The organism is Pseudorhodoplanes sp. (assembly GCF_059499825.1).
The window spans coordinates 364,489-377,234 of sequence record NZ_JCABZI010000011.1 but is presented as its reverse complement, the minus strand read 5'-3'; the positions used below and the strand labels follow the sequence as shown (position 1 = coordinate 377,234).

9 protein-coding genes are annotated in these 12,746 nt (G+C 63.0%); 7 read left to right on the top strand and 2 right to left on the bottom strand.

Features of this window, described 5'->3' with window-relative positions:
- Nucleotides 1–22: 22 nt before the first annotated feature.
- The gene (locus AC5I5I_RS17830) at nucleotides 23–1,042 is read right to left on the bottom strand and encodes a hypothetical protein (RefSeq protein ID WP_495975261.1); all 1,020 of its coding nucleotides are present in this window, start codon (nucleotides 1,040–1,042) and stop codon (nucleotides 23–25) included.
- 130 nt (nucleotides 1,043–1,172) lie between these two features.
- Nucleotides 1,173–1,829 carry a glutathione S-transferase family protein gene (locus AC5I5I_RS17825; protein ID WP_495975260.1) on the bottom strand — a complete coding sequence of 219 codons (657 nt, stop codon included), beginning with the start codon at nucleotides 1,827–1,829 and terminating at the stop codon, nucleotides 1,173–1,175.
- Between the two features lie 130 nt (nucleotides 1,830–1,959).
- Between AC5I5I_RS17825 and AC5I5I_RS17820 the strand changes: the two genes are divergently transcribed.
- The 7 genes from AC5I5I_RS17820 to AC5I5I_RS17790 all read left to right on the top strand — a co-directional run bounded on the left by AC5I5I_RS17820 (nucleotide 1,960) and on the right by AC5I5I_RS17790 (nucleotide 12,741).
- The gene (locus AC5I5I_RS17820) at nucleotides 1,960–3,171 is read left to right on the top strand and encodes a polyhydroxyalkanoate depolymerase (RefSeq protein WP_495975259.1); all 1,212 of its coding nucleotides are present in this window, start codon (nucleotides 1,960–1,962) and stop codon (nucleotides 3,169–3,171) included.
- Between the two features lie 213 nt (nucleotides 3,172–3,384).
- Nucleotides 3,385–3,909 (top strand): chemotaxis protein CheW, encoded by a 525-nt coding sequence (locus tag AC5I5I_RS17815; protein WP_495975258.1) that lies wholly within the window; start codon nucleotides 3,385–3,387, stop codon nucleotides 3,907–3,909.
- A gap of 47 nt (nucleotides 3,910–3,956) precedes the next feature.
- Nucleotides 3,957–5,783, top strand: a complete 1,827-nt coding sequence (locus tag AC5I5I_RS17810) for a methyl-accepting chemotaxis protein (protein WP_495975257.1) — start codon at nucleotides 3,957–3,959, stop codon at nucleotides 5,781–5,783.
- A gap of 77 nt (nucleotides 5,784–5,860) precedes the next feature.
- Nucleotides 5,861–7,831, top strand: a complete 1,971-nt coding sequence (locus AC5I5I_RS17805) for a methyl-accepting chemotaxis protein (protein WP_495975256.1) — start codon at nucleotides 5,861–5,863, stop codon at nucleotides 7,829–7,831.
- Nucleotides 7,832–8,057: 226 nt separating this feature from the next.
- A complete protein-coding gene (locus AC5I5I_RS17800) occupies nucleotides 8,058–8,567 on the top strand; it encodes a chemotaxis protein CheW (protein WP_495975255.1) in 510 nt (169 codons plus the stop codon).
- A gap of 128 nt (nucleotides 8,568–8,695) precedes the next feature.
- Complete coding sequence (locus AC5I5I_RS17795) at nucleotides 8,696–9,865, top strand: ABC transporter substrate-binding protein (protein ID WP_495758591.1); 1,170 nt, start codon at nucleotides 8,696–8,698, stop codon at nucleotides 9,863–9,865.
- Between the two features lie 74 nt (nucleotides 9,866–9,939).
- Complete coding sequence (locus tag AC5I5I_RS17790; protein WP_495975254.1) at nucleotides 9,940–12,741, top strand: methyl-accepting chemotaxis protein; 2,802 nt, start codon at nucleotides 9,940–9,942, stop codon at nucleotides 12,739–12,741.
- The last annotated feature ends 5 nt before the right edge of the window (nucleotides 12,742–12,746 follow it).

The following is a 12,746-nucleotide window of genomic DNA, read 5'->3' as shown; positions in this document are numbered from 1 at the left end:
GGGTCCCGGGTTTCGCTTGCGCTCAACCCGGGCTACGGTTTTCAGCTGACGCGGAGAGTGCCTTCCGGTCCAGACCGTCCTCCGGGATCGTCCATTGCCGCCGCAACGTGCGCAGCGGCGTCTCGACATAGGCCCAGAAATCCCAGCCCGGCGCGAAGGTGTCGATGGTCGCGGTCTTGCCGCCGGCATAGGCATGCCAGAATTCGACCAGGTCGAGTCCGCCCGCGGCGTCCTTCGCCACCGGATTGATCTCGACATCGAGATGCCAGGAGAAAATCACCGGCAGGATGTGGCCCGCCATCGGATAATGCGGATGCATGGCCGCGGTGAAGGTCGAGGCCAGAAGTTCGCCGCGTGGTGTGGTGCCGTAGCCTGAGACGACATGTACGGTGTCGTGCGGCAATGCGAAGCCGGCATTCAGGCCGTTGGCTTTGCCCGGGAAATCATACTTGTTGCTGGTATAATGCATATAGAACGCATAGCCGAAGCTGTCCCGCGGCAGCTGGCCCAGCGCCTCGCACCGTGCGGCGAGGGCAGGGTCCGGCGCTTTCGCATAGGGCATCAGCCAGCCGGTCGCGTCCGCATCCGTCCAGGTTTTTCCGGTAATGCTCACCATGTTGGCGCGCGTCATGTCGGCGAGCGCTTCCTTGACATGGCCGGCCGCGGCTTCGGCGATTTCGTCGATGAAGCGCTCGTGCAATCCGAGCGCTTTGGCATAAGCGAGCACGGCCGCGATCTTTGCCCTGTCGAGTGTGCCATCGACAAAGGCCATCACCGTCATGAACCGCAGTGCATCCTCGCGCAAAGCCGGATCGGCGATCGCGTCTTGGAGCGCCGCTGGCTCGACCGGCGTCAGCGCCGCGACATCGAGCGGCATTGTCTGTCCGAACATGTAGAGCGAAGCCGCCGCCAGCGCGCGTGCATCGGCGTCGCTCAGGGCGCCCCCGGTTTGCGCAACGTTGCGCATCGCACCGAGGATCGTGGCGATCTGTGCGGAGGTCGCGCCGGTTACGAACGGATTGACATCGAGTTGTGGCGGCATGCGTATCCTCCGTTTGTGAAGACCCGCATCATCCAATAACCCGGCACGATTGCGAAGCCGCCGCGATCGTTATCCGGTGGCATGGTTGTCGAACCATTTGAAACGGTGCAGCGCGACATTGTCGCGCGCACTAGAATTCAACGTCGAGTTCTTCCACCTCGTCGGGCTCTTCCTTCGCCACCTCGATCCATTCCTGCATCAGCGGCATCGCCATGATGGTCTTGCAATAGGCAGCACTCGCCTTGTCGAGCTTGACGTCATAGGTGATGAAGCGTGTGCAGACCGGCGCGTACATGGCATCCGCCATGCTCGGGACCGCGCCGAACAGGAACGGCCCGCCATAGCTGCTCAGGCATTCGTTCCAGATCGTGATGATGCGGTCGATATCGGCTTGTGCGCCGGCCCAGACCTTGAAGCCCGGATAATGCGCCTTGAGATTCATCGGCAGCGCCGAGCGCATGTTCGAGAAGCCGGAATGCATCTCGCCCGACACCGCGCGGCAATGGGCGCGGGCCACGCGCTCTCTCGGCAGCAGCCCGGCATCGGGATTGAGTTCGTTCAGATAGCCGCCGATAGCGAGGGTGTCCCAAACCTTGATGCCGTCATGCGTCAGCATCGGCACCAGGAAGGAGGGCGACAGCAGCAGCAATTCGGCACGCACCGACGGATCGTCGCTGTTCACCATCACGGTCTCGAAATCGATCCCGGCGAACTTGCACAACAGCCATCCCCGCAGCGACCAGGACCCGTAATTGCGGCTACTGATGGTCAAAGTGGCTTGCGCCATCCGAAAATCCCCCGATCGGGCATGCCGGGCGCCCGCCCCCTATCCACCGGCGTGCAAATTATCTCGCAGTGGCAAAAAAAATGCACTAGTCTTTTGCACTGCAACAGGGGCGGCGGGGGCCGCGGGGTGGATGCTGTACCAGGCTTATCAGGCGAGTGCCGACATGATGGTGCCGGTGCGAGCCCTTGCCGGCTTTGCATTGTCTGCGCATGCAGCCATGCCCCATATGAACGGACATGCCGTCCGGAATCTAACCGCAGCCTACGAACTGATTTCGCGCGCCCGGCTGACCCATACCCGCCCGGATTACGGCATCAAGAGCGTGACGGTCGGCAATCGGGAGGTGGAGGTCATCGAAGAGGTGACCCATGTCACCCCATTTGGAACGCTGCTTCGCTTCCGCAAGGACGTCGACACCGCGCAGCCGCGGGTGCTGATCGTGGCCCCGCTGTCGGGGCATTTCGCAACGCTGCTGCGCGGGACCGTGCGCACCATGCTGCCGGAGCATGACGTCTATATCACTGACTGGCACAATGCCCGCGACGTTCCGTTGTCGGCCGGCCGTTTCGGTTTCGACGATTACGTCACCCACCTGATCGAGTTTCTCGAGGCGATCGGGCCGGGCGCGCATGTCATCGCGGTGTGCCAGCCCTGCGTTGCGGCGCTGGTGGCGGCGGCCGTGATGGCGCAGGGCGATCATCCGGCGCAGCCGCGCTCGATGACGCTGATGGCCGGGCCGATCGATACGCGGGTGAATCCGACCAAGGTCAACGAGCTTGCCAAGAGCAAGCCGATGTCATGGTTCGAGAAGAACCTGATCGCGCGGGTGCCGTTCCGCTACGACGGCGCATTCCGGAAGGTCTATCCGGGCTTCGTCCAGCTCGCCGCCTTCCTCAGCATGAACATGGACCGCCACACCAAGGCGCATCGCGAGCTCTACGACAATCTCGCCAAGGGCGAATTGGAAAAGGCCCGGATCACCAAGGATTTTTACGACGAGTATTTTGCAGTGCTCGATCTCACCGCCGAATTCTATCTCGAGACTGTGCGCCTGGTGTTTCAGGAGCACACCTTGCCGCTCGGCCAGCTCGACTATGAGGGCCGCCGGGTCGATCCGTCCGCCATCCGTCGCACCATGCTGCTCACGGTCGAGGGCGAGCGCGACGACATCTGCGCGGTTGGGCAGACGCTGGCGGCGCATGACCTTTGTTCGGGACTGCGTCCGTATCGCAAACGCCATCACATGCAGCCGGGCGTCGGGCATTACGGTGTGTTCAGCGGGAAGAAATGGGAAAGCCAGATTTATCCGCTGGTTAAAAACGTGATCCTTGCCTCGGACTGATCCACAAATGTTTGCTGCATAACGGCGAAAGCCCATCAATTTTAATACTGAATTAAATGAATTGATCGAGTGTAATTTACGTTGAACCCGAGTTGAATTTCACCCGGCGCCCAAACGACGTTTCGAAGCCCCTTCTCAGAAATCCAAGACAGCATCCGAAGCGGCCTCGGTCGCGCGCCTTTGCGCGCGCGGGCCCGACTGCGAGGTCAGCAAATGTCCGACGGTTCATCCAGTGTTGAAGCCGAGGCCGTGATGTCACGGGCCGCCGCCGGCCCGGACAATGGCCCCAGCACCGAACTGATCTCATTCGCGATCGGCGACGAGCAATACGGCGTCGATATCATGGCGGTGCGCGAGATCAAGGGCTGGACGGATATCACCCACCTCCCGCGCCAGCCGGATTACGTTCGCGGCGTGCTCAATCTGCGCGGCGTCATGGTGCCGATCATCGATCTGCGATGCCGGCTCGGCGGCGGGCTGACCGATGCGACCGCGTTGCATGTCGTGATCATCGTGCAGGTTCAGCAGCGCCAGGTCGGATTGCTGGCGGATCGCGTGCTCGACATCGTGGCCTTCGAGGCTGCGCGGGTGCAGCCGGTCCCGCGCGTCGCAGGCCGTGCCGGCAACGATTGCCTGTCAGGCCTGGTCAATGCGGAGGCCGGCATGATCGCGCTGATGGATCTCGAAAAACTGCTCGCAACCGATAGCGACGAAACACCGGTTCAGGCCGCCGCCTGATCCGCCAACAAACATCCCCACACATCTGATCTAGCCGGAGAACACCAATGTCCTTTTTTGGTTCATCGAAGTCCCAGACATCCGGACGTAGTCTCAGCTCGTCCGAGATGGCGTCGCAGATTGCAGCCATCAACCGGTCGCAAGCCGTGATCGAGTTTTCGCCGGATGGAAAGATCCTGCACGCGAACCCGAATTTCCTGCAGGCGCTCGGTTACACGCTGGACGAGGTCAAGGGCAAGCATCACAGCATGTTCGTCGACCCGGCCTATCGCAACAGCCCCGACTACACGGCCTTCTGGCAGAAGCTCGGCCGCGGCGAATTCGACGCCGCCCAGTACAAGCGCATCCGCAAGGACGGCAAGGAAATCTGGATTCAGGCCAGCTATAACCCGCTGCTCGACCGTTCCGGAAAAGTCGTCGGCGTGATCAAGTTCGCAACCGACATCACCGCCGAGAAGCTGCGGAACGCCGATTTCGAAGGCCAGATGGCCGCCATTCACAAGGCCCAGGCCGTCATCGAGTTCAATCTCGACGGCACCATCATCACCGCCAACGACAACTTCCTGAACACGCTTGGCTACAGCCTGCAGGAGGTCAAGGGCCATCACCACAGCATGTTCGTCGAGCCGGGCTATCGGCAGAGCGTGGAATACAAGCATTTCTGGGAGAAGCTCGGACGCGGCGAATTCGACGCGGCGCAATACAAGCGGATCGGCAAGGGCGGCAAGGAGGTCTGGATCCAGGCCAGCTACAACCCGATCATGGATGCCAGCGGGAGGCCGTTCAAGGTCGTCAAGTTCGCCTCCGACATCACCGCGATGCGCATGGCCGTCGAGCAGACCCGCGATGCCGTGACCGCCGCCAAGAACAAGGATCTGAGCCAGCGGATTCCGATGGTCGGCAAGACCGGCGAACTGGAATTGCTGTGCGGCGGCGTCAACGAGTTGCTCGACAGCATGGCGGAGGTCATGAGCGAGATCAAAACCACGTCGCAGGAAGTGTCGAGCGCGGCCGCTGAAATCTCCACCGCCACGACCGACCTGTCGCAGCGCACCGAGGAACAGGCCGCCAGCCTGGAAGAGACCTCGGCCTCGATGGAGCAGATCGCGGCGACCGTGAAGAAGAACGCCGAGAATGCGAAACACGCCAACGACCTGACCCGCGGCACCCATGAGGTCGCCGACCGTGGCGGCGAAGTGGTGGCCGAGGCGGTCTCGGCCATGGCGCGGATCGAGGAATCGTCGCGCAAGATCGCCGACATCATTTCGGTGATCGACGAAATCGCGCGCCAGACCAATCTGCTGGCGCTCAATGCCGCGGTCGAAGCGGCGCGCGCCGGCGAAGCGGGACGCGGCTTTGCGGTGGTTGCGTCCGAAGTGCGCAGCCTCGCGCAGCGCTCCTCGCAGGCGGCCAAGGACATCAAGGACCTGATCACGAACTCCTCGACCCTGGTCCAGGATGGCGTGGAGCTCGTCAACCGGACTGGTACCTCGCTGAAGGAGATTTTGGCCTCGATCAAGCAGGTCGCCGACATCGTGGCCGACATCTCGACGGCCTCCAACGAACAGGCCGGCGGGATCGAGCAGATCAACAAGGCGCTGACCCAGATGGACGAGGTGACGCAGCAGAACTCGGCGATGGTCGAGGAGAATGCTGCGACAGCGCGGACGCTGGAACAGCAGGCCGGCGCGATGGACGAGCGGATCGGCGCCTACAAGCTGAGCAGCTCGGACTCCTCCAGGGTCGTGACCCCGCTGCACAAGCGCCCGGCGCAGTCCAAGCCTGCCGCACCTGTCCGCAAGCCGGCCGCGCGCGCGGTTGTCCGCTCGGGCGCGGCGACTGCCGTCGCCAAGGACGAGTGGGAAGAGTTCTGAGTTCTGACGGGGCGCGGTCACGCACCGCGCCCCGGTTCCGCCAGATTGCATTATTCAATTGAGGTCAGGAAATTCAGATGTTCAAGAAATTGGCACTGGATGTTGCGATCAGCACCAAGATCGCCATCTCATCCGTGATTGCTGTCCTGCTCGTTGCGGCGATTGGGTGTTCTCAACTGATTGGGGACAGCAGAGTTCAGGGGAGCAAGGCGCATGTTGATCGCGAACAGGCGGTCGTCGCTGATGTTATTGACGCGAAGGCTTCGATCCGTGGCATGCAGATCGGTATTCGTGATCTGCGTCTGGCCGCAACGGCGGAAGACTTGAAGCGCGCGGCTGATTATCTTGAGGCACGGCGAAAGAGTGCGGAATACTTCGCTATTCGCGCGCTTGAAAATGTTCGTGCCTCAGGCCGGACAGGTGAGAATGTCGAACGGCTGAAGGGCATGGTCGAGAGCTACTCGGTTGGCGGCAAAGAGATCGCCGCGATCCGGTCGGAGGCGATTGCTGCGCAGGCGAACGGCGAAGCGGAGCGAGCCGGCACTCTTGACCGGCAGGCAGCAACAATAGCACGCGAACGCACATTGCCGCTGGCCGCCGAGATGGAGAAGTTGTCTTCGACCGTCGTGGATGTCGCCCGCGCTCAGGTAAAGGCCGAAAACGAGGCGTTTGTTGGCACGATGGAGTTTTCTGAGCACGTCAACGAACTCCTGGCTGGCCTCGTGGCGGCGATGCTTATCGCCACCGCCATCTTCATGTTCTTCACCGTGATCAAGCCGCTGCGTGCCTTGACCGGCGGCATGCGTGAACTGGCCGCGGGCAATTTCGATGTCGTGCTGCCCGGCGTCGGCCGCAAGGACGAAATCGGCGGCATTGCCGGTGCGGTCGACGAGTTCAAGATGCGGCTGGCCGAGAAGATGCGGATGGAGGCCGAGCGCGAAGCCGAGATCGCGCGCCGCGAACAGGCCGAGCGCGATGAGCGTGCGCGACTCGAGGCCGAGCAGGCCCGCATCGTGGCGGAGGTCGTGGCCGAACTCGGCCAAGGCCTGGAGAATCTCGCCAAGGGCAACCTGACCTATCGCGTGTCGAAGGAGTTCACTGCCGAGTACAAGAAGATCCAGAGCGACTTCAACGGCGCCATCGAACAATTGCAGGACACGGTGCAACGCATCGCATCGTCCTCGATGGAAATCCAGAACGCCGCGGCCGAAATCGCGACCGCGACCACCGATCTGTCGCAGCGCACCGAGGAGCAGGCCGCGAGCCTGGAAGAGACCTCGGCCTCGATGGAGGAAATCGCCGCGACCGTGAAGCAGAATGCCGAGAACGCGCAGCGGGCCAACGAACTGACCCGCGAAACCCGCGAGGTCGCGGGCCGCGGCGAAGCGGTGGTCGCCGAGGCGGTCACCGCGATGGCGGGCATCGAGGAATCCTCACGCAAAATCTCTGACATCATCTCGGTCATCGACGAGATCGCACGCCAGACCAATCTGCTGGCGCTGAATGCGGCTGTCGAAGCCGCACGCGCGGGTGAAGCCGGCCGTGGCTTCGCGGTGGTCGCGTCCGAAGTCCGCAGCCTTGCCCAGCGCTCGTCGCAGGCGGCCAAGGACATCAAGGATCTGATCGTCAATTCGTCGGGTCAGGTCGAGCAAGGCGTGCAGCTCGTCAACCGCGCCGGCGACTCGCTGAAGGACATCCTGCAGTCGATCCGCTCGGTTGCCGATATCGTCGCCGATATCGCCAATGCGAGTTCGGAACAGGCGGCCGGCATCGACCAGATCAACAAGGCGCTGGCGCAGATGGATGAGGTCACGCAGCAGAACTCGGCGCTGGTCGAGGAGAATGCGGCGACGGCCAAGACCCTGGAAGACCAGTCGAGTGCGCTCGATGGCCGGGTTGCGGTGTTCCAGCTCGACACGGCCGGACGGACCATGGCTGCGGTTGCACCGAAAGCGGTTGCGGTTCGCCGTGCGGCGCCGGTGCGCGGCACCGCCCGCCAGATGCAATCGGCGCTGGCGACTGCGGTCGCCCGAGACCAGGACTTCTGATCGCAACCCTTTCTTAAGCGTTCATGCGCGCCGGCGTGGCAACACGCCGGCGCCATGCGTTTGGGACTGCGATGGAACCATTTAGCGTGAAATTAAGACTTGTCTGGCAGCTTGCTGCGGCGAATTTCGCGCGGAACGTCTGTCCGCGCGGGCAGGCCTTCACCGGCCTGCGCGGCACGGACCGGTGCATCGCATGCACCCGCATTTGAGGATGATGGGAAATTCAATGACGCAAGCCATGAATGACTCCGCGAGCAAGGCGTCACAAGCTGTCGCCGCGCGGCAAAGTGAATCGGTCAGCGCCGAACTGATCAGCTTCGCCATTGGCGAGGAGCAATACGGCGTGGACATTATGGCGGTTCGCGAGATCAAGGGCTGGTCCGAAATCAGCCACTTGCCGGGACAGCCGGATTACGTGCGCGGCGTGCTGAACCTGCGCGGCGTGATGGTGCCGATCATCGACCTGCGCTGCCGGTTCGGCGGCGGATTGACCGAGGCGACGGCCCTGCATGTCGTTATCATCGTGCAGATCCAGGATCAGCAGATCGGCCTTCTCGCTGATCGCGTGCTCGACATTGTCGCCTTCGAGGGCGAGCAGGTGCAGCCGGTTCCGACTGTGGTTCGCAATGGTCGCACCGAATTCCTCTCCGGCCTGATCACGGTCGAGGCGGGCATGATCGCGATGATCGATCTCAATCATCTGCTTGACGACCGCTACGAAGCGCAGGCCGCCTGACTGACTGCTTGACCGGGATGCAATTTCTGCGCGCGCAGATGCAACGTTAGGGAGGTATTTACCGCGGGCGTTTATGGTCGATCACAATTCGCGAGGCCGGTTGCCACGCATCCTAGAACGGGGTGTCCATGCGGTACGTGATAGCGCTTGCGGTAAGTTCGCTCCTTGCGGTTGGTCTCGATACTGCCAAAGCCGAGAACGGCGTCTCCTCAAACGCGATCGTATTCGGCCAGGCCGCGGTTCTGCAGGGTCCGGCGTCGGCGCTCGGTCTTGGCATGAAGGCGGGGCTGCTCGCGGCATTCAGCGAAGCGAACCGCAAAGGCGGCGTGCACGGGCGCCAGATCAAACTGATCAGCGTCGACGATGGATACGAGCCATCCAAGGCGATCGCAGCCACCCGCAAGCTCATCGAGGACGACAAGGTTTTCGCGCTGATCGGTCCGGTCGGTACGCCAACCGCGGTTGCCGCGCAGCCGATTGCCGCTGCCGCCAAAGTGCCATTCATCGGCGCGTTCACGGGCGCGATGTTCCTGCGCAATCCGAAGCTCGACACCGTCATCAATATCCGCGCGAGCTATGATGCGGAAACCGAAGCCTGGGTCAGACATCTGACCGAGGATCTGAAGATCAACAGCATCGCGATCCTCTATCAGGATGACGCCTTCGGCCGCGCCGGGCTATCGGGCTTTGAAAAGGCCATGAAGAAGCGCGGCCTGCCGATTGTCGCCGAAGGCACCTACGAACGTAATACGACCGCGATCAAGACCGCGTTGCTCACTCTGCGCAAGGCAGAGCCCGAAGCCGTGGTGATGGTCGGCGCCTATCAGCCCAGCGCGGCATTCATCAAGCTCGCCCGCAAGATCGAATTCAATCCGGTCTTCGTCAATATCTCCTTCGTCGGCGCCTCTGCGCTGGCGCAGGAGCTTGGCAACGAGGGCGCGGGCGTGATCGTCAGCCAGGTGGTGCCGTTTCCATGGGACGCATCGATCAAGGTCGTTGCCGACTATCAGGCGGCGATCAAGGCGGCGGATCCGAAGGCGCAGCCGGAATTCGTTTCGCTCGAAGGCTATCTGGTCGGGCGGCTTGCGATTGCAGCGCTCGAGCGGGCAGGGCCCGAGCCCACGCGCGCGGATCTGCTCAAGGCGATCAAGGAGGGCGGTGCCTTCGACATCGGCGGACTGACGATGACATTCGGTCCGGAGGATAACGAGGGTCTGGACAGGGTGTTCATGACGGTGATCCAGCCGGACGGTTCGTTCAAGGCCGTCGACCGGCTGATCCGGATGTCCGCCAACTAACGCACGTCGACACAATATCAGGGCGGGCCGGGAGCCCGCCATACTGCCGGCTTGGCCGGACGGGGGAAACAGAGATGCGTCTTGGTAACGTGTTCGGCCGGCTGAATCCCGCAAATCTGGCCAGGGCCGGCATCGGGCTGAAGCTGCAACTGGCCTTCGGCGCGGTCGCATTGATGACGGTGGTCGCGTCCGCGGTTGCGATCCTGTCCTTCCGCTCGGCCGAGCACAGCGTCGAACACATTGCCGAACGCGAGGTGCCGCTGATGACCGAGGCGCTCCGGCTGTCGGTGATGTCGGGCGAGATCTCAGCCGGTGCCGCACGCTTCGTCAGCGCCGACAATATCCGCGATCAGCGCCAGATTGCCGCGCAGATCGAGGACCGCTCGATGCAGCTGCGCATGATGATCGACAAGGTGCGTGCCGGCTCGAGCAATCAGGCCTTCGGCGGCGTGGACGTGGCGGCACGGCTGCTGGAAAACAACCTGTCCGATCTCGACACCGTGATCCAGGCTCGCACCAGCCTGCGCGCATTGCTCGACCGCAAGCTCGACACGCTGCACAAGCTGCACAACAAGATCACCGAAGATCTGACGCCGATCGTCAACGCATCCTATGTCAGCGCCGTGAACAAGGCCGAGGATATCGGCAAGACCGGCGACCGCACCATCAAGTCGCTGGTCGAAGACGGCGTCCAGCGCATGCAGACCGTGATCCAGATCGGGACCGAGACCAATCTCGCCACCGGCCTCCTGACCGCGGGCGCGCTGACCACATCTCCGGCGATCCTGGCGATGCTGGAAGACCGGTTTACGGCCTCGGCGCGCCGGGCCGAGAAGCATCTCGCGTCGCTGCCCAAGGTCGATCGTTACAACAGCCTGCGCGAGCGCTCAGCCAACCTGCTGAAGCTTGCCGATTTCCGCAAGGTCGCCGCCACTGATAACGAGGCTGCACGCCTGCAGAATGTGTTCCGCGCCCATGAGGGCCTGGCCAATGTCCTGATCACCCTGATCGACGACCTGAATTTCGATACCGTGATGGAGGGCGAGCAGGCGGTGAAACGAACCGGCACGCTGGTGCGCGAACTCATCGACAACCAACTCGTCAACTTCCGCAATGCGCTGGAGCTGAAGATCCAGACCCATCTGATCGCCAGCCTCGTCAGCGAGGGCGCGGTCGCCAAGAGCGCGGAGCAATTGAAGCCGATCGTGGAGCGGTTCTCGTATTCGGCCAACACCCTGATGCTCGCGGCCCAGAGCATCGAGAACGAAGGGATCCGCAAGGATATCGACGCGCTGCTGGAACTCGGCCAGGGCAGCGACGGTGTGTTCACGATGCGTCAGCAGGAGCTGAGCGCAAACGCAGGTGCGTCGCGCGTCATCAACGAGAACCAGAAGATCCAGAAGCAGCTCGACGATGCGGTCTCGGTGCTGGTCAAGGAAACCGAAACCGGAATGAAGGGCGGCACCGCCGCGCTGCTGTCCGAACTCGCGAACAGCCGCCTGATGCTGATCGTGGTGGCGATCGCCTCACTGCTGGCGGCCGGCCTGATCGCCTTCTTCTATGTCCAGCGCAATCTGGTCCGCCGCTTGAGCACGACCTGCGACAGCATGCGGCGCCTGGCAGCGGGGGACAATGACGTCGCCATTACCGGGGTTCGGGACAGCGACGAGATCGGCGAGATGGCGCGCGCATTGACCGTGTTCCGCGAGGCCGCGGTTCAGAAGGAGCGCCTGGAGGCGCAGGCGGCGCAGGACCGTCAGGCGGCGGAGGAGGAGCGAGCCCGCAGCGATGCGGCGCGCGCCGAGGCCGCACGTCAGGTTGCGCAGGTGGTCGATGGTCTCGGCCGCGGACTGGAAAGGCTGGCCGAGGGCGATCTGACCTATCGCGTCCGTGAGGGCTGGGCCAGCGAGTACACGAAGATCCAGGACGATTTCAACGGCGCCATCGACCAGTTGCAGGAGACGCTGACCGCGATCGTGGAATCGACCCGCGAAGTGTCGAGCGCGTCGCTGGAGATTTCGTCGAGCACGACCGACCTGTCGCAGCGCACCGAAGAACAGGCCGCCAATCTCGAACAGACCTCCGCCTCGATGGAGGAAATCTCGGCGACCGTGAAGAAGAATGCCGAAAGCGCCCAGCATGCCAATAGCCTGATGCAGGGCACCCGCGACGTCGCCGGGCGTGGCGGCGAGGTGGTGTCGCAGGCGGTTTCGGCGATGTCGCGCATCGAGGATTCATCGCGCAAGATTTCCGACATCATCTCGGTGATCGACGAGATCGCGCGCCAGACCAATCTGCTTGCGCTCAATGCGGCGGTGGAAGCCGCCCGCGCCGGTGAGGCCGGACGCGGCTTTGCCGTCGTTGCCGCCGAAGTGCGCAACCTTGCCCAGCGTTCGTCCCAGGCGGCGAAGGACATCAAGAACCTGATCACGAATTCGTCGAGCGCGGTCGGGGAGGGTGTGCAACTCGTCAATCGCGCCGGCGAGTCGCTGCAAGAGATCCTCAAGAGCATCAACGAGGTTGCGGGCATCGTCGCCGACATCGCCAATGCCAGCGCCGAGCAGGCGACGGGTATCGATCAGGTCAACAAGGCGCTGAGCCAGATGGACGAGGTGACGCAGCAGAACTCGGCGCTGGTCGAGGAAAATGCCGCCACCGCGAAGACGCTGGAGCATCAGTCGCAGGCGCTCGACGGCCGGGTCGCCGCTTTCCGGCTGTTCGAGGATGGCGCGGAGGTGCAACTCCCGGCGGCATCGGTACAGACGCGCACGCCGCAATCAGCCGTCCGCAAGCCCGTAGCGGTGCGCGGCACCGCTCGGCAGATGCAGACGGCGCTCGCAAGCGCCGTTGCCAAGGATCAATGGGAAGAGTTCTAGAACTC

What these genes read in the sequence shown, in the direction of transcription:
- AC5I5I_RS17805 (WP_495975256.1), top strand. Translation starts at nt 5,861, where the DNA reads ATGTTCAAGAAATTGGCACTGGATGTTGCGATCAGCACCAAGATCGCC.
- AC5I5I_RS17815 (WP_495975258.1), top strand. Translation starts at nt 3,385, where the DNA reads ATGTCCGACGGTTCATCCAGTGTTGAAGCCGAGGCCGTGATGTCACGG.
- AC5I5I_RS17830 (WP_495975261.1), bottom strand. Translation starts at nt 1,042, where the DNA reads ATGCCGCCACAACTCGATGTCAATCCGTTCGTAACCGGCGCGACCTCC.
- AC5I5I_RS17790 (WP_495975254.1), top strand. Translation starts at nt 9,940, where the DNA reads ATGCGTCTTGGTAACGTGTTCGGCCGGCTGAATCCCGCAAATCTGGCC.
- AC5I5I_RS17800 (WP_495975255.1), top strand. Translation starts at nt 8,058, where the DNA reads ATGACGCAAGCCATGAATGACTCCGCGAGCAAGGCGTCACAAGCTGTC.
- AC5I5I_RS17810 (WP_495975257.1), top strand. Translation starts at nt 3,957, where the DNA reads ATGTCCTTTTTTGGTTCATCGAAGTCCCAGACATCCGGACGTAGTCTC.
- AC5I5I_RS17825 (WP_495975260.1), bottom strand. Translation starts at nt 1,829, where the DNA reads ATGGCGCAAGCCACTTTGACCATCAGTAGCCGCAATTACGGGTCCTGG.
- AC5I5I_RS17795 (WP_495758591.1), top strand. Translation starts at nt 8,696, where the DNA reads ATGCGGTACGTGATAGCGCTTGCGGTAAGTTCGCTCCTTGCGGTTGGT.
- AC5I5I_RS17820 (WP_495975259.1), top strand. Translation starts at nt 1,960, where the DNA reads ATGCTGTACCAGGCTTATCAGGCGAGTGCCGACATGATGGTGCCGGTG.